Source organism: Abditibacteriota bacterium, from assembly GCA_017552965.1.
Lineage (GTDB): Bacteria > Armatimonadota > UBA5829 > UBA5829 > UBA5829 > RGIG7931.
The window spans coordinates 39,652-56,202 of the sequence record JAFZNQ010000039.1 but is presented as its reverse complement, the minus strand read 5'-3'; the positions used below and the strand labels follow the sequence as shown (position 1 = coordinate 56,202).

Sequence of the window (16,551 nt, the reverse complement as noted above, 5' to 3'; positions counted from 1 at the left end):
ATTATTTGTCTCCTTTCAATAGAGGCTTCAGCACTGTTTGGAGCCGTTTTGCCATGAGCACCATCCCAAAATCGTTGGGATGGGTGTCGTCCACGGTCCAGGCGTCGGCGGAATAGCCTCTCATAAATTCGTTTCCGGGGACCAGATACACGTGTTTGTCCCCTTCTCTTTTTGCTCTGTCATAGGTAGCCCTGATGACGTCCAGCCTGCGCCGGCGGTCCTCGTTGAGCACCGGATTGGGCCGGGAGACCAGTATGACGGGCAGGTCTCTGTGGGCGCGGCGCACCGTGCGGTACATATTGTAATGGGTCTTGTCCAGATGCTCTGCCGACGGGGCGTTGTGGTCGTAGTCCATGACAAAGCAGGACATATCCAGACCGGCTATATAGTCGCAGACGGCCTGCTCTCCCAGAGCGTTGCCGCTGAAGCCGAGATTGACGTAATTGACGTCCAGCTCTCTGGAAATGATATCCTCATAGGTGTTGCCGGGCCGGGAAGCGCATTCGCCCTGGGTGATGGAAGAGCCGTAGAACACCACGGGCTTCTCCATGCGGTAGTCCTCCGCCCTCTCCAGGCGGGAGCCCTCCTTCAGGCCTATCCAGAGCTCCTTTACTCCCGCGTATCGGGGCATATTCAGGGTGACGGTGCGAAAGCCGCCTTCCGGATACAATATGCCGTCAAAGCCCTCGTAGGAGACCTCGGGCGGCATATAGGTGCCCGCGTATCTCTGCTTTTTCCCCACGTAGAGGTCCAGCCCGTTGCTGAAGGTCAGAGTCAGATTGGTCCGGGGGATGCCGTCTGCCTCCGTCACGTGAACGGCCACGTAGGGACTGTCGGTGGCAAAGCGCACTCTGCCTCCCGCCGTATGCCGGGAAAGCATGGCAAAGACAGGGCTCACGGTCTCTGCCACCCGGCCGGGCACTCTGTAATAACAGGGATGCTCCCTGTCCGGCGCAAACAGACCGTACACCCGGAAGGGCTCTCCGGCGGCGTCGAACCACCTGATGTCCTGCTCCTTCAGGGTCTCGGATCTGTATTCCGCCGCCAGCAAAGGGACTGCCCCCAGAAGCCACAGGAGCAGCGCCAGAGTCAGATATCTCATAAACGCTCCGGAATATCTAAAAACACTAATTAATATTATACCATAATTACGGCAAAAAGCAAAACCCGGCCTACCGGCCCTTCAGCAGCTCCTCCAGCAGATACACCGCTCCCTGCTTGTCCAGAGGCGAGTTGTTGTTGCCGCACTTGGGCGACTGGACGCAGGCGGGGCAGCCGTCCCGGCAGGGACAGGCGGTGACGGCCTGATATGCCTTTTCGAACCAGGCCTCATAGTCGGCAAAGAGCTTGCCGCAGATGCCGCAGCCTCCCTGGACCCCGTCGTATATGAATATGCAGGGCCGCCCCTCGGACGCCGGGTGGGTCAGGAAGGACACCCCTCCCAGATCGTTCCTGTCGCAGCTCACCAGTATGGGGGCCACGGCTATAAGGGCGTGCTCCAGAGCGTGTATGGCTCCGGCGGGGTCCATGCCCCGGCCCTTCAGCCTGTCCGCCGCCTCCCGGGGGACGTCAAAGCACACGCTCTGGGTATAGAGCTCCGTGTCCGGCAGGTCCAGAGGGGTCTTGCCCAGTATCCTGCCGCCCTGCAGGGCCTTTTTGGTGTAGGAGGGCACGGACACGGTCACGGAGGAATAGCCGTAGCGGATAAAGCCGCAGCGGGTCTGCCCCCGGGCCAGGGCCCTTTTTTCGCTGACCGAGTAGCTCTCGTTGGTGACCGTGTAGTAGTTCACCCGGGTGGGCTCCACCCAGGCGCAGTTTTCCTCCCGGTCCAGCCGGCGGACTATATAGCTGTCTCCCTCGTGGATATACACGGCGCCCTCGTACAGGGTCCACAGGGTCCTGGCGGCGTCGCAGGTCCCCAGGAGCCGGACTCCCGTCTCCTCCATGGACATGATGCTGCAGGGCTCTCCCAGAGCGCCCCGGATATTCACCTCGCCGGAGGGCTCCCGGGTCCCCAGCCAGACGAACCGGCCTCCCATATATCCCGCCAGCCCCTCTTCGTACAGCCCGGAGAGCATCTCCAGCCCGGTCTCCCCGAACATTTCGAATATCTCCCGGGCGGTCCGGGGCAGCTCTCTCAGGGAGCAGGCCAGCTGGTCCGTGACCACGTAGGGGTTGCAGAGGTCCACCACGCAGGCCTCCACCTTGCCGTCAAAGAACTCTCCGGGGTTCTGCATGTAGTATTGGTCGATGGGGCTGTTCTGGGCCACGAAGACGCACAGGCTGTCGTTTTCGCCTCTGCCCACCCGGCCGAACTGCTGCCACAGGGCGGACAGGCGGCGGGGATAGCCGGCGGACAGGCAGACGTCCAGGCTGCCTATGTCTATGCCCAGCTCCAGAGCGCTGGTGGACAGGATGCCCCGCACCTTGCCGGAAAATATCAGCTGCTCCAGATGGCGCCGTCTTTCGGGAGTATAGCCCGCCCTGTAGGACACCACCTTGTCGGACAGGTCCCCGGCGCGGTCCTTCAGCGCCTCCTTCACCTTTCTGGTCATCAGCTCCACCGACAGCCGGGATTTGCCGAAGGCAATGGTCCTGCAGCCCCTTGTCAGGGCTTCGGTCATCAGCCGGGAGGTCTCGTCGGCGGCGCTGCGCCGCAGCTCCCCGTCGGCTCCCGCCACAGGCGGGTTCCAGAAGGCTATGGTCCTGCTGCCGGAGGGAGCCCCGGACCTGTCCACCGTCACGAAGGGCCTGCCGGACAGCTTTTCCGCCAGCTCGGCGGGGTCGGACACCGTGCCGGAGGTAAATATGAGGGAGGGCCGGGAGCCGTATTCGGAGCACAGGGCCAGCAGCCGGCGGAGCACAAAGGCCATGTGGGAGGCAAAAAGGCCCGTGTAGGTGTGCACCTCGTCGGTGACGATATATCTCAGGCGATGCAAAAAGGAGGACCAGTTCGTGTGATAGGGCAGTATGCCCATATGGAGCATGTCCGGATTGGTAAGCACTATGCTCGCCTGCTTTCTGACGTATTCCCGGGACTCCCGGGGGGTGTCACCGTCATAGGTGAACACCCTGCCCTTCAGACACTCGAATTCCGAGAGCTTTTTCAGCTGGTCGGCGGCCAGAGCCTTGGTGGGGTAGATATACAGAGCGGAGGCAGGGGCGTCGGAGCACACGGCGTGGGCCACCGGCAGATTGTAGCACAGGCTCTTGCCGGAAGAGGTGGGAGTGGTGATGATGATATCCCTGCCCTCCTGCAGCAGGTCCCAGGCCTGCCTCTGGTGGGAAAACAGTCTCTTGATGCCGAAGTTCCACCTCAGGTCCTCCGCCACCCTGGGCGACAGACCGGGAGGCAGGTCCGCAAAGACGGCTGCCTGAGCTTCCCGGGTGTTGACGCAGGCCAGCTGCCGGTCGTGCTCCAGCCGGCGCAGAAGAGCCCGGTAGTCCATCAGCGGCTGCAGCCCAGCTCCCTGCGCAGGAAATCCAGCATGGCCCGGAATTCCTCGGGGAGGGGCGCTTCAAAGGTCAGCTCTTCACCCGTGACCGGATGCAGCAGGCTGAGGCTGTATGCGTGGAGCAGCTGTCCCCTGAGGGAGGAGCACAGAGCGGCGTAGGTCTGCTCCTGCTGCTTGGTGGCCCGAAAAGGAACGTGTTTTTTCACTCCCCCGTAGAGGGGGTCCCCCAGGACCGGATGCCTGATGTAGGCCATATGCACCCGTATCTGATGGGTCCGGCCCGTGTCCAGCGCGCACTCCACCAGAGAAAAGCTGCCAAAGCGCTCCCTGACGGTCACCCGGGTCAGGGCTTCCCTGGCGGTATATTTGTCCGTGTCTGTGATCACAGCCTGCTTTTGTCTGTCGGCGGGGCTCCTGCCTATGGGAGCGTCTATGACCGCCTCTTCGAAGTCCGGGTCCCCCAGGACTATGGCCAGATACCGGCGGTGCATCCTTCTGGTCTGTATCTGCTGCTGGAGAGACTGATAGGCCACAGGGCTCCGGGCCACGCACATGAGCCCGGAGGTATCCTTGTCCAGCCGGTGGACTATGCCGGGCCTTTCCTCGTCGCCTATGCCGGCGATATCCCCGGTGTAGGCCAGCAGGCCGTTGACCAGAGTGTCGTCCCGGTGGCCGGCGGCGGGGTGCACCGTCAGCCCCGAGGGCTTGTTGATCACTATGAGATCCTCGTCCTCATACACTATGTCCAGAGGCATGCTCACGGCCTTGACCGACGTATCGGCGGGCAGCTCAAATTCCGCCTCTATCACGTCTCCCGGCTCCAGCCGGGCGCCGGCCCGGACCGGCTGTCCGTTCACCAGTATCCTGCCGCTCCGGATCAGCTTTTGCATCCGGCTTCTGGAATAGCCGGGAAAAGCCTGAGCCAGATATACGTCCGCCCTCAGGCCTCTCTCGCCCTCATATACGAGCCGTTCTTTTTCCATGTTCAGACACCCATTCCCATTATTATGATACCGGCCAGACACAGGGCCATCCCCCACCACAAAAAGCCGCCGGAGGAGCTGCGGTCCACGTCCTTCAGCACAAATACGCTGAACATCACAGCAGCCACCGAGTTCTTGGTGATGGGCCAGACCACCGCCACTCCCGCCAGCCCCACGGCGTAGTTTGCCATCAGCTGCCCCAGAGTCAGCCCCAGTCCGCTGGCCGCTGCCATGAGCCTGCTCCTGAAAAAGCCGTCTCCCCTTTTCGGGCCTCCCGCGGAAAAGGTGTGCTCGGTAAACACGGCTATATGGGGCCGCCAGCCGGCCCAGAGGGCCAGCAGGGTCATGCCGCAAAAGATGCCCACGGACATAAAAAACAGATAGTCCGAGGGAGACATGCCTGCCCGGAAGGCCAGCTTCATGGGCACCGTGTATATGCTGAAGGCCACGGCAGCCCAGAGAGCCAGGGCGCAGCCGGTGACATAGTCCCGGAGAGGGAGCTTTTTGGGGCCGGAGGACACTCCCACCCGGGACAGGAGCCAGGCTCCCGCCACTATGAGCGCCCCCGACAGGCAGATGCAGCATATTTTGAAGACGCTCCGGCCGTCCCCCTCCGACAGAAAGGCCATGCCGAACAGCAGCCCCAGCAGGGCGGACAGGTTTTTGATGGGAGTGGAACGGGTGAGCTCTATGCGGGAGATGCTGAGAGTATAGGCAAAGTTGCCCGTGGCCCACACCAGCCCGGCGGCCACCGACATGCCTGCCATGGCCGGCGTCACGGCGCCCCGGGGGCACAGAACAAAGAGGACCGAGGCGGACGCGATGATGCCGCAGGCCATCCAGAAGGTAAAGCGGCTGTCCTCCAGCCCGGACAGCTTTTTGGGCGACATATACACTCCGTATATGCACATGGACGCTACGGCCAGCAAATAGCCTGTCAGTTCACCGGACATACCCTCTCACCCGCTCTATGATATGGTCTTGGGGCCTCCGGGGGACGGGCCCGGCAGGCCGTGACAAAAAAAGGAACACTCCCCGAGTGTTCCGAAAGTAGCGAGAGTCAGGATCGAACTGACGACGCCCCGGGTATGAGCCGGGTCCTCTGACCAGCTGAGGTATCTCGCCTTGTGGCAGCCCCAAGGAGAATCGAACTCCTGCCTCATCCGTGAAAGGGATGTGTGTTAACCGCTGCACTATAGGGCCATACAAACTAATTATACACGAAACGCCGGCAAAATGCAAGCCTCTCATCCAAAATATTTTTCCCGGCGGTCAAACCGGGCGCCTTGACAAACCGGTCCAAAGTAAATATAATGAAAATAAGAACAGACAGGAACGAGCAGTGAACATAGATTTCAAGAGCATCATCGCGTACAGATACCTCATCTACCAGCTTGTGCTGAGGGACATCAAGGTCAGATACAAGAATTCCGTATTGGGCTTTTTCTGGTCTCTGGCGAACCCCCTCATCCAGGTGGCCACCATCACGGTGGTGGTCAAGTATATCATGCGGGTGGACATCCCCAACTACTCGGCCTACCTGCTGGCGGCCTTTTTGCCCTGGCAGTACGTCCTCAACGGCTTGGCGGACTCCTCCGAGGTGCTGCTGCACCACCGGGACCTGATCAAAAAGGTGCCCTTTCCCCGGGAGGTGCTGCCCATCTCCAACGTGCTCTCCAACCTGATACACTTTTTGCTGGCTCTCTGCATACTGGTGGTGTATCTGCTGGTATTCTGGCTGTTTCTCCACGGCTCTGCCCTGAGGCTCAGCTTTTTGTGGCTGCCGGTCCTCGTCCTGCTGCAGACCTGCCTCATCATGGGCATCGCTTTTGTGATCTGCGCCATCAACGCCTTCTACGATGACACCAAGTTCATCCTGAACGCCCTGCTCAACATAGGCTTTTATCTCACTCCCGTCATGTATCCCGTGGAGCTGGTATATACCAAGCTGCCGGAGGCCCACCGGGACCTGCTGTTCAAGCTGTATATGCTGTCCCCCTTCAACACCCTGATGGACGCCTACAAAAAGCTGCTCATGCCCCCCTTTGAGGGCCGGGTGGCGGGCAACACGGTGGCCAGCCTGCCCATGGACTGGGGCATGTTTGCCGTGTGCGCCGTCATCTGCGTCGCCGTATTGCTGGCGGGCATGTCCTTCTTCAACCGGCGAAAACACCTGTTTGCGGAGAAGCTGTAATGAACGAAGCCATAGTCATAGACCGGGTGTCAAAGAGCTTCGTGCTCCAGGGCACGGCTCCCACCATCAAAAAGCTCATCCTCACCCTGGGCAGATACAAGAAGCAATATAAGGAAGCCCTGCGGGACGTGAGCATCACCATCGGCAAGGGCGAGGCAGTGTCCATAGTGGGCACCAACGGCTCCGGCAAGAGCACCCTGCTGCGCATCATCTGCGGGGTGTACAAGCCCACCTCCGGCCAGGTCCGGACAGAGGGGCGGCTCTACACCATGCTGGACCTGGGCAGCGGCTTTCACCCGGACCTGACGGGCATGGAAAACATCTATTTCAACGGGGCGGTGCTGGGCATGAGCAAGGCCGAGATCGAAGCCCGCATCGACAGCATCATTTCCTTCTGCGACCTGGGGAGCTACATCGACCAGCCCATACGCACCTACTCCGCCGGCATGCTCATGCGGCTGGGCTTCGCCATAGCCACGGAGACGGACCCGGACATCCTGCTCATAGACGAGGTGCTGGCGGTGGGCGACGCGGCCTTTCAGGAAAAATGCTACGCCCGCATGGCCCGCATCAGGGAAGAAGGCCGCAAGACCATCGTGTTCGTCACCCATGACATGCACGCAGCCACGGGCTTTGCCGACAGGACCGTGTGGATAAAGGAGGGCCGGGTGTATATGGACGGCCCCAGCGGCGAAGTCGTCAAACAATACCTGCGGGAGCTGGACGCATCCGCGGACAACCTGCCGGAATTCAGAATAAGGGAGACTCATTTATGAAACTGTTACTGCCGATACTGCTCCTCCTGGCGGTCCTGGGGCCTCTGGGAGCGGAGGAAGTGTGTCTGAGAGACTTTTCCTATGACCAAAAGCTCATCCTGCGCCCGGGCAACGAAGTCCCGGGAGGCAAATACGAGTGCCGGACCGAAGGCGGCGCCGCCGTGATAGAGTGCGACCTGTCGGAGGGCGGAGCCTACGCGCAGCTGTTCTTCCCCGAAAAGCTGAGCCTGTCCTCTCTGCGCTTTACGGCGGAAGCCCGGGGGCTCATCCTCGTCCGGCTGACAGACAGCGAAGGCGAGACCTTTCAGACTCTTTTGACCCCGCGGGACGAAACGAAGCGGGAATACTCGGTCACCGCCGAAGACCTGGAAAAGGGCTTTTCCTTTCCCGAAGACAAAAACCGCAGGATAGACCTGCCGGCCCAGCTCCTGCTGGGAGTGGAAAAGCAGGGAGACGCAGACCGCGCCTCCATAAAAATCTATGAAATATACGCGGACGTGTCCGACCCGGACCGCCTGAAAAAGGAGCTCGCGGACAATATGCTGAAAGAGATCACCCTGTCAGTCAAAGGGCCCGGGGCCCTGAACATATATTACGCCGACGAAAAGCCGGCTCTCTCCCTGGTCTCCTCGGGCTTTGCAGAGGGAAGATGCGAATACACGGTCGCCGACGCCCGGGGCAAGCAGCTGGGTGAGCCCGTGAGCTGCAGCTTTTCGGGCAGCGCCGCCTCCGCGCCCCTCAGAGCCGAGAAGAAGCCGGGCATATATTTCGTGAATTACCGAGTCACCACCGCCGGCCTCACCAAGGAGGGCTTTTGCACCTACGCCATAGTGAACCGGCCCCGGGGGATAGACAAGGACAGCTCCTATTTCGGAGTCAACGGACACTTCAATCAGGGCTGGCCCCTGTCTCAGGGGGAGGTCATCAGCCGTCTGGGCATCACCTGGCTCCGGGACGGCGAGGCCACTCTGGAGGACAGGGCCCATCTGGCGGCTGAGGAATACGGTCTGAGATACATGCCCTGCTTCACAGGAGCCATGTGCGAGGACTCTCTGGCCTACGCCGAAAAGGAAGTAAAGGCCGGCAAGGCCCCGGACAGCGAATGGGACTTCACCCCATATATACAGAACTACGGCGAATACGCCGACAAGTACGGCTATATGACCCGGCTCTACGACATAGTCAACGAGCCCCACAATTTCGGCTGGTCCCGGAGGCTGGGAGGCAGCTGGGACGGAGGCCCCTGGTTTGAGGTGTACTGGCAGTGGGCCAAGCAGGTGTCCAAGGTCATCAGGGACCACCAGAAGGACGCTCTCATAGTCTGGGAGGATCTGGACGGTCTCAACTGGGCTGACCTGTATCTGGAACGGGGGATCGTCAACGAGCCGGACTACCTGTCCCCCCACGCCTACAACCTCCGCAGGGACGTGCCTCTCCCAGAGGACCAGAGCACTCTGCTGGGCTACGACGCCCTGAAGAAGAAGATGAAGGAAAAGGGCGCCCGGTGGAAGCTGAACATCGGCGAGGTGGGCTTTTCCTCCTTCCGGGAGGGCCCCGACACCAACCACTGGTACGCCCCCTGCGACCTGAACACTCAGGCGGACTGGCTGGTGCGCATGTGCGTGCTGCACCTGAACGAGGGAGTGGACCGGATCTTTTATTACGATCTGCACAACGACGGCACCTCCCCCTTCAATCAGGAGCACAACTTCGGCCTGGTGTTCGAAAATCTGGATCCGAAGCCCTCGGGAGTGGCCTACGCCAATCTGATCAACATCTGCGACAACTGCCGCTGGACGGGCCGCCGGACCGAATACGCTCCCTGCTATGCGTACGGCTTTGTCACCCGCTTCGGCAAAAAGGGACTGGTGTGCTGGAACAAGGATTCCTACGGCTCCATAGAGCTGGCCGCCGACAGGCCCGTGAAGATCATAGACATTATGGGAGGGGAGACCACGAAGCTGCCCGTGGGCGGCAAGCTGACGCTGCAGGTCACCACCAGTCCCGTGTACGTGATATTTTAGCCATGAACACAAGGATAGACAAGCTGCTGTCAAAGGCCCCTGAATACATGCTGATCAGCGATATTGACAACATGTATTATCTCTCCGGCTTCACCGGAGACAACGGAGTCCTGGTGCTGGGGAGGGACCGGCAGGTCCTGATCACCGATTCCCGCTACACGGGACAGGCGGAAAAGGAGTGCCCCGGCTTTGAGATCAGAGACTATGCCGGCGGGCACATGCTGTCCCCGGCCGCGGACATAGTGGGCAGCGCCCCCTGCGGCTTTGAGGCGGATTCCGTGAGCCTCAGGACCTACAGGGATATATGCGAGCGGATAGAGGACCCGGTGGAGACCCACGGCCTGACGGAAGCCCTGCGGCTCATCAAGGACCCCTCGGAGACAGAGGCCGTCCGGAAGGCCTGCCGTCTGGCGGACAGGGCGGCAGAGTGGCTGCGGGAATACATACGGCCGGGCATGACGGAGAGAGAGGTGGCTCTGGACCTGGAATACTACATGAAAAAGCGGGGAGCCTCGGAGACGGCGTTTCCCTCCATCATAGCCGCCGGGCCCAACGCAGCCTATCCACACCACGCTCCCACGGATGCGGTGATAGAAGAAGGGCAGATGGTGAAATGCGACTTCGGCTGCCGGCTGGACCACTACAACTCGGACATCACCCGCACCTTCTTTGTGGGCGAGCCCGACCCGGAATTCCGGCGGATATACGACATAGTTCTGGAAGCCCAGCTGAGGGCCATAGAGGCCATCCGGCCCGGAAAGACGGGCCGGGAAATAGACAAGACGGCCAGAGACGTCATAGCCGCCGCCGGCTACGGCGACCGCTTTGGCCACAGCCTGGGCCACGGGCTGGGACTGTCGGTCCATGACAGCGCCGCCTTTGCCCCCTCCTCCCCCGTCACTCTGGAGCCGGGCATCATCGCCACGGTGGAGCCGGGCATCTATATCCCCGGCTGGGGAGGCATCAGGACAGAGGACGACATACTGGTGACCGAGGACGGCTGCGAGGTGCTGACCCACGCGGAAAAATGACCCGGCGCAGCCGGGGACCTGATAATACGCGCATGGGCAGGCGCGGAGCGCCTGCCCATGCGCTCTTTTTTTGCCTTTTGCGGGCGCCCCGCGCCCGCAAAAGGCAAACTCTCTCCGACAGGACCGCGGCAAAGGGCGGCAGGCTCGCGCCTGCCGCCCTTAAACGCTTCAGTCAAACAATCTGCCCACCATCCTCAGCCTCTCTCCGTCCCACTCGCACACGATGCCTCCGCCGTTTTTCACCGACCAGAAGTAAAACTCCTTTCCGGCATCGTTGTCAAGGTACTCGTCCGTAAGGGCCTTTATGGTGCCGCCGTGGGCCACTATGGCCAGGGGGAACTGCCGCGTCTCGGCTATGATCTGCAAAAAGCAGCGGCAGGTCCTGCGGCGGAAGTCTCCGGCCGGCTCGCCTCCCGGCGGAGTCAGAGCGCCCCCCGAGTCCAGCCAGGTCTGATAAAAGTGGTGCTCCCGAAGAAGCTCCTCGTGATTTTTGTTGTCAAACTCGCCGAAATCTATCTCACGCAGATCGGGATACACTTTGTAATTGCTGCCGTATATTATGTCCGCGGTCTCCCGGCATCTTGTCATGGGCGACACGGCCACGGCGCCCGCGGGCGGATAGGAGCGCCCCTTCAGCTCGCGGATACTTTCCGGCGTCAGGGACTGGTCTGTGCTCCCCAGGAAACAGCGGCGCAGATTGGCCTCGGTGGCGCCGTGTCTGATGAGATATATGGTCATAAAAAAAACGGCAATGCATGAGCATTGCCAATTTTTCTAATAATCGTCCTCGTTAGCGGGGTCGCTTCCGGGAGGATCTGTGCTGATCACGTCAGAGACCTCGATCTCCTCGATCTCAATGATGGGTTCTTCGTACATGGTCGTACTCCTTGATGTGTAATGCATTACATATATTATAATAGCACAAACACCGCGCTTTGTCAATACAGAGCGGTATTCTGCGCAAAATTATAACTTTTTTCGGCAGGTCAGCCCAGCTCGCCGTTGTAGGACTCCCAGTCGTCGCCAAGGCTGATCACGTCGGCGACTTCCAGGTCTTCTATCTCTATCTTCGGCTCTTCGTACACAGCGGCATTACTCCTGGTCAAACGCTTCCGGAGCCTCAGAACATCGGAGTGTCAAAATCGGAATTCTCATCGTCATCGCCGAAGCTGATGACGTCGGCGACTTCCAGATCTTCTATCTCTATCTTCGGCTCTTCGTACATCAAATAAATCCTTTCACGGCTTTGCGGGCCGGGCCCGCCCGCCGTCACCAGCCGTCGTCCCCCCACTCGGAGGGGTCGCCGGGGCCTTCCGTGCTGATCACGTCGGCTACTTCCAGTTCGTCTGTCTCGATCCTGGGTTCTTCGTACATAGCACTATTCCTTCTGACCAAACGCTTCCCTTATCTTACGCGATGGGCGTTTCAAAATCGGACGGGTGGTCCGTACCGATCTCGTCGGTCAGTTCCAGCTCTTCTGTCTCGATCTTCGGCTCTTCGTACATGAGACTTCTCCCTTTTTCCAATACAGTTTTCGGAACTATGCCCACTCGCCGTCAAAGTCGGACTCGTAGTCGCTGATCACGTCGGCTACTTCCAGGTCTTCTATTTCGATCTTCGGTTCTTCGTACATTATAAACACCTCGCTTGTTAATGTGCATAATAGATTATACCAGCCTGCGTTTAATATGTCAACTGTTTTTGTGACGAATATCCCGAAATAATTGTTCCCCGGGCCGGCCCGGGGCGGAGCGGGCCGGTTTTCCGCCTCTCCCGGCGGGTGTGAAACGCTTTATACCCGGGCGTCTTTGTGGTATAATATATATTGATACATTGCCACAACCTTTACAGGAGCGTTTAATGGAAAGACCCTATGATTTCAGATCCATAGAAAAGGAAATGCAGGCCAAATGGCAGGAAGCCGGAGTATTCCGCACGGAGGAAGCCGCGGACAAGCCCAAGTTTTACGGCATGGACTTTTTCCCCTACCCCTCCGGAGCCGGGCTGTCGGTGGGACACTGCCGCAACTACATCCCCACGGACGTGCTTTGCCGCTACAAGCGCATGAAGGGCTTCAACGTCCTGCACCCTATGGGCTGGGACGCCTTCGGCCTGCCGGCGGAAAACGAGGCCATCAAGAAAAAGAGCCACCCCAAGAAGACCGTGCCCGAATACATCGAGACCTACAAAAGGCAGATGAACATGATAGGCATAGGCTACGACTGGTCCAGAGAGATCAATTCGTCCTCGCCGGAGTATTACAAGTGGACCCAGTGGATATTCCAGCTGCTGCTGAAGAGAGGTCTGGCCTACCGGAGCATGTCTCCCGCCAACTGGTGCCCCTCCTGCAAGACGGTGCTGGCCAACGAAGAGGTGGTGGACGGCCTCTGCTGGCGCTGCGACACCCCCATTGAGAAAAAAGACCTGCCGCAGTGGTTCTTCAAGATCACCGACTACGCCGAGAGGCTCATAGACGATCTGGACACCATAGACTGGCCCAACTCCATCAAGCTGATGCAGAAAAACTGGATCGGCCGCAGCGACGGCGCCGAGGTGGTGTTCAAGTCGGAGCAGGGCGACGACATAGTCATCTACACCACCCGCCCCGACACTCTGTGGGGAGCCTCCTTCATGGTGCTGGCCCCGGAGCATCCCCTGGTGGAAAAGCTGGCCTCTCCCGACAAAAAGGCGGCCATCGCCGAATACAGGCGGCAGGTAGAGCGGCAGAGCGCCATTGACCGGCAGAACACCGAGAAGGAAAAGACCGGCATCTTCATAGGCGCCTATGCCGTCAACCCGGTCAGCGGCAGAAAGATACCCATTTGGATCTCCGACTACGTCATGATGGGCTACGGCACGGGAGCCATCATGGCCGTTCCCGCCCATGACGAAAGGGACTTTGAGTTCGCCCTGAAGTTCGGCATAGAGATGCTGCCGGTCATCAGACGCTCCGACGGCGTCAGCAAATCTGTGGCGCACCGGGAGCAGGTCAGAGAGGGCTTCGCGGAAGCCCTGGCCGCCGCCGGGATAGAGTATGACCTCAAAGACGGCATGTATCTCATCACCCTCACGGGCAAAAATACGGACAAATATATCGCTCTCGCAGGCGAATATCTCACAGGCGGCTCCCGCGTCCCCGTAGCCGGCACCGTGTGGGGCTTTGCGGGACCCGAAGGCTTTCTCGCCTGGGACAGCTTTGAAGCCGGCGGCCGTATAATGGATATGCTCCGGCAGCATCCCGGCATAAAAGCCCGCACTGTGATGGAGTTTTACAGCGGCATAGAGTTCCTGAGAGACGTGCTGCTCCACGTGGAGAAGAACGCCATCTTCAACTCCGCCCCCGAGGTGGAGGCCTTTGAAGGCAGCGAGGCCAAGGACAAAGTCATAGACTGGCTGGAGGAGAAGGGTCTGGGCAAGCGGGCCAAGAACTTCAAGCTGCGGGACTGGCTCATCAGCCGCCAGCGCTACTGGGGCTGCCCCATTCCCGTGGTGCACTGTCCCCACTGCGGCATAGTGCCCGTACCGGAAGAGGAGCTGCCCGTAGAGCTGCCGGACGTGGAAAACTACGAGCCCTCCGGCAGCGGCGAGAGCCCTCTGGCCAACATAGACGACTGGGTCAACGTCAAGTGCCCGGTCTGCGGCGCGGACGCCAAGAGAGAGACCGACACCATGGGCGGCTTTGCCTGCTCCAGCTGGTATTTCCTGAGATACGTCTCCCCTCATCGGGACGACGTGCCCTTTGACAAGGACCTGGCGGCCTACTGGCTGCCGGTGGACCTCTACGTGGGCGGCGCCGAGCACGCCGTGATGCATCTGCTCTACGCCCGTTTCTGGACCAAGGTCCTCTACGACGCGGGGCTGGTGCCCTTCAAGGAGCCCTTCCAGTGCCTCAAAAATCAGGGCATGGTGCTGTCCTACACTCCCCACAAGGCCCTCACCATGGAGGACGGCTCCAAGACCAGGGAGCTGGTGTCCATCTTCCCCGAGGAGGCGGCAGCCCTGCCCGAGGACGAGGTGACCTACAAGTGGGTGAAGATGAGCAAGTCCAAGAGGAACGTGGTGTCCCCCGACGCCATGGCCGAGGAGTTCGGAGCGGACAGCCTGAGGATCTACGAGCTGTTCGTGGCTCCCTTTGACGACGCCATACAGTGGTCCAACGAAGGCATGATCGGCGCCAGCCGCTTCCTGAACAGGGTGTGGCGCATGGTGTACGGCTACATGGAGCGCTACGATCCTGACTTTGAGGCCAGGATGTCCGGGACCACCCCGGCGGAGGCGGACCTGCGGCGCAAGCTGCACAAGACCATCGCCAAGGTAAACGGGGATATCAACGACTTCAAGTTCAACACGGCCATCGCAGCCATCATGGAGCTCTGCAACGACATGCAGGCCTTTTACGGCAAGCTGGGCGAAGAGAAGAGCGCCGTGTTCAGCGAGTGTATATACAAGCTCATACTGATGCTGGCCCCCATCACCCCCCATATGGCAGACCAGATCTGGCAGGATCTGGGCTATGAGGGCTTTACCATCGACGTGAGCTTCCCGGAGCACGATCCGGAGATAGCCAGGGACGACACGGTGGAGATAGCCGTTCAGCTCATGGGCAAGGTCAGGGCCAAGATCCTGGTCCCCGCAGACGCGGACAAGGCCCGCATGGAAGAGCTGGCGCTCTCCAACGACAAGATCCAAAAGGAGCTGGAGGGCAAGACCGTGATCAAGGTAGTCGCAGTCCCCGGCAAGCTGGTGAACATAGTGGCCAAATAACACGGCGGGCCGCTCCCGAAGGAGCGGCCCCCGATGACGATCACACCCGCCCGACTCAGGTCGGGCGGGTGTGTGTTACAGCGGGTATTGCGGCAGCCGGGTCTCGTCGGCGCATCACCTGCGCGCCCCCTTTTCCCGGCGAGAATTGCTTTTATCCTGCAGCCGGCCATTAGGTCCGCGCTGCGCCGGGAACAGAAGCCGGTTTATTTGACAGCAGCCGCAGGCTCGGTGAACTCCAGCCCCAGACTCTCGGCCACGTTGACATTGGTGCACAGGTGGTCATAGGTGTTGAGGCCATAGGCAAAGTCGGGATCCATAGCCAACGCCTTTTCCAGGCCGTTGTCCGCGATGAGCTTGCCGTAGCGGAAGGTGGTATTGGCCAGGGCCACGGTAGAGGTGTAGGGCACCGCCCCGGGCATATTGCCCACGCAGTAGTGCACTATGCCTTTTTCGATGAACACGGGATTGTCGTGGGTGGTCACGCGGCTGGTCTCGCAGCAGCCGCCCTGATCTATGGCTATATCCACTATCACGGCCCCCTTCTTCATAATATCCAGATGCTCCCTGCGTATGAGCTTGGGGGTGGAGCCTCCGGGTATCAGCACGGAGCCTATCACCAGATCCGCCTCGGCCAGAGCCCGGGTGATGTTGGCCTCGGTGCTGTAAAGAGTGGTCACGGAAGCGCCGAATATATCCTCCAGATAGGCCAGCCTGTTGGGGTTGACCTCCAGCAGGGTCACCTGAGCGTCGATGCCCACGGCCGCCTTGGCCGCGTAGGTGCCGGCGATGCCGCCGCCTATGATGACTATCTTGCCTCTTTCCACTCCCGGCACGCCGCCCAGCAGCACGCCTCTGCCGCCGAATTCCCGCTCCAGATACTTGGCCCCTTCCTGCACGGACAGGCGGCCGGCTATCTGGCTCATGGGCCTCAGACAGGGCAGGTTGCCCATATTGTCCCTGATGGTCTCAAAGGCCACCGCCTTTACTCCTCTGTCCAGAAGGGCTTTTGCCAGCCCCGGATTGGGAGCCAGGTGCAGATAGGTGTAGAGTATCTGCCCTTCCCGCAGATAGTTGTATTCGCAGGGCTCCGGTTCCTTGACCTTGACTATCATTTCGCATTTATCAAACACCTCTGCCGGCGTCCCCAGTATTTCCGCGCCCGCGGATACGTAATCAGCATCGGCAAAGCCGGCTCCCTCGCCGGCCTTGGTCTCCACGAAGACCCTGTGCCCGGCGGCAGTGTATGCGACCACGTTGTCGGGGGTAAGCCCTACGCGGTATTCGTGATTTTTCAGCTCTCTGGTAGTTCCGATGATCATGCTCG

11 protein-coding genes and 2 tRNA genes are annotated in these 16,551 nt (G+C 60.2%); 5 read left to right on the top strand and 8 right to left on the bottom strand.

Annotated elements, in window-relative coordinates; all coding sequences use genetic code 11:
- Position 1 precedes the first annotated feature (1 nt).
- The 6 genes from IK083_04175 to IK083_04150 form a co-directional block, all read right to left on the bottom strand.
- Entirely contained in the window at positions 2 to 1,102 is a 1,101-nt protein-coding gene (locus IK083_04175; GenBank protein ID MBR4748754.1) for a hypothetical protein, read from the bottom strand.
- A gap of 70 nt (positions 1,103 to 1,172) precedes the next feature.
- Positions 1,173 to 3,449: a DEAD/DEAH box helicase gene (locus IK083_04170; protein MBR4748753.1), complete on the bottom strand. Its 2,277-nt coding sequence runs from the start codon at positions 3,447 to 3,449 to the stop codon at positions 1,173 to 1,175.
- Entirely contained in the window at positions 3,449 to 4,438 is a 990-nt protein-coding gene (locus IK083_04165; GenBank protein ID MBR4748752.1) for an RluA family pseudouridine synthase, read from the bottom strand. Before IK083_04165 ends, IK083_04170 begins: the two co-directional genes overlap by 1 nt.
- Positions 4,439 to 4,440: 2 nt before the next feature.
- Positions 4,441 to 5,391 (bottom strand): hypothetical protein, encoded by a 951-nt coding sequence (locus tag IK083_04160; protein MBR4748751.1) that lies wholly within the window; start codon positions 5,389 to 5,391, stop codon positions 4,441 to 4,443.
- 98 nt (positions 5,392 to 5,489) lie between these two features.
- Positions 5,490 to 5,563: transfer RNA gene (locus tag IK083_04155), tRNA-Met, on the bottom strand.
- Positions 5,564 to 5,566: 3 nt separating this feature from the next.
- Positions 5,567 to 5,641 (bottom strand) — tRNA-Glu (locus IK083_04150).
- 139 nt (positions 5,642 to 5,780) lie between these two features.
- On the opposite strand from IK083_04150, the gene IK083_04145 reads away from it, so the two are divergent.
- From IK083_04145 to IK083_04130, 4 genes are read left to right on the top strand one after another with little or no spacing between them, the layout of a single operon-like run.
- Complete coding sequence (locus tag IK083_04145; GenBank protein MBR4748750.1) at positions 5,781 to 6,632, top strand: ABC transporter permease; 852 nt, start codon at positions 5,781 to 5,783, stop codon at positions 6,630 to 6,632.
- Positions 6,632 to 7,408 carry an ABC transporter ATP-binding protein gene (locus IK083_04140; GenBank protein ID MBR4748749.1) on the top strand — a complete coding sequence of 259 codons (777 nt, stop codon included), beginning with the start codon at positions 6,632 to 6,634 and terminating at the stop codon, positions 7,406 to 7,408. Before IK083_04145 ends, IK083_04140 begins: the two co-directional genes overlap by 1 nt.
- Positions 7,405 to 9,432, top strand: a complete 2,028-nt coding sequence (locus IK083_04135; GenBank protein ID MBR4748748.1) for a hypothetical protein — start codon at positions 7,405 to 7,407, stop codon at positions 9,430 to 9,432. The genes IK083_04140 and IK083_04135 overlap by 4 nt, the downstream gene beginning before the upstream one ends.
- 2 nt (positions 9,433 to 9,434) lie before the next feature.
- Positions 9,435 to 10,463 (top strand): aminopeptidase P family protein, encoded by a 1,029-nt coding sequence (locus IK083_04130; GenBank protein MBR4748747.1) that lies wholly within the window; start codon positions 9,435 to 9,437, stop codon positions 10,461 to 10,463.
- Between the two features lie 168 nt (positions 10,464 to 10,631).
- On the opposite strand, the gene IK083_04125 is transcribed toward IK083_04130, so the two are convergent.
- Complete coding sequence (locus tag IK083_04125; GenBank protein ID MBR4748746.1) at positions 10,632 to 11,201, bottom strand: histidine phosphatase family protein; 570 nt, start codon at positions 11,199 to 11,201, stop codon at positions 10,632 to 10,634.
- A 1,122-nt stretch (positions 11,202 to 12,323) separates the two neighbouring features.
- On the opposite strand from IK083_04125, the gene IK083_04120 reads away from it, so the two are divergent.
- A complete protein-coding gene (locus tag IK083_04120) occupies positions 12,324 to 15,227 on the top strand; it encodes a leucine--tRNA ligase (GenBank protein MBR4748745.1) in 2,904 nt (967 codons plus the stop codon).
- Positions 15,228 to 15,430: 203 nt separating this feature from the next.
- Here the strand turns inward: IK083_04120 and ald are convergent, their stop codons facing one another.
- On the bottom strand, positions 15,431 to 16,546 hold the full coding sequence (gene ald / locus IK083_04115) for an alanine dehydrogenase (protein ID MBR4748744.1): 1,116 nt from the start codon (positions 16,544 to 16,546) through the stop codon (positions 15,431 to 15,433).
- Positions 16,547 to 16,551: the final 5 nt, after the last annotated feature.

Excerpts from the sequence above, each read along its gene's own strand:
- ald (MBR4748744.1), bottom strand. The coding sequence starts at position 16,546 with ATGATCATCGGAACTACCAGAGAGCTGAAAAATCACGAATACCGCGTA.
- IK083_04140 (MBR4748749.1), top strand. The coding sequence starts at position 6,632 with ATGAACGAAGCCATAGTCATAGACCGGGTGTCAAAGAGCTTCGTGCTC.
- IK083_04125 (MBR4748746.1), bottom strand. The coding sequence starts at position 11,201 with ATGACCATATATCTCATCAGACACGGCGCCACCGAGGCCAATCTGCGC.
- IK083_04135 (MBR4748748.1), top strand. The coding sequence starts at position 7,405 with ATGAAACTGTTACTGCCGATACTGCTCCTCCTGGCGGTCCTGGGGCCT.
- IK083_04130 (MBR4748747.1), top strand. The coding sequence starts at position 9,435 with ATGAACACAAGGATAGACAAGCTGCTGTCAAAGGCCCCTGAATACATG.
- IK083_04170 (MBR4748753.1), bottom strand. The coding sequence starts at position 3,449 with ATGGACTACCGGGCTCTTCTGCGCCGGCTGGAGCACGACCGGCAGCTG.
- IK083_04160 (MBR4748751.1), bottom strand. The coding sequence starts at position 5,391 with ATGTCCGGTGAACTGACAGGCTATTTGCTGGCCGTAGCGTCCATGTGC.
- IK083_04120 (MBR4748745.1), top strand. The coding sequence starts at position 12,324 with ATGGAAAGACCCTATGATTTCAGATCCATAGAAAAGGAAATGCAGGCC.
- IK083_04165 (MBR4748752.1), bottom strand. The coding sequence starts at position 4,438 with ATGGAAAAAGAACGGCTCGTATATGAGGGCGAGAGAGGCCTGAGGGCG.
- IK083_04175 (MBR4748754.1), bottom strand. The coding sequence starts at position 1,102 with ATGAGATATCTGACTCTGGCGCTGCTCCTGTGGCTTCTGGGGGCAGTC.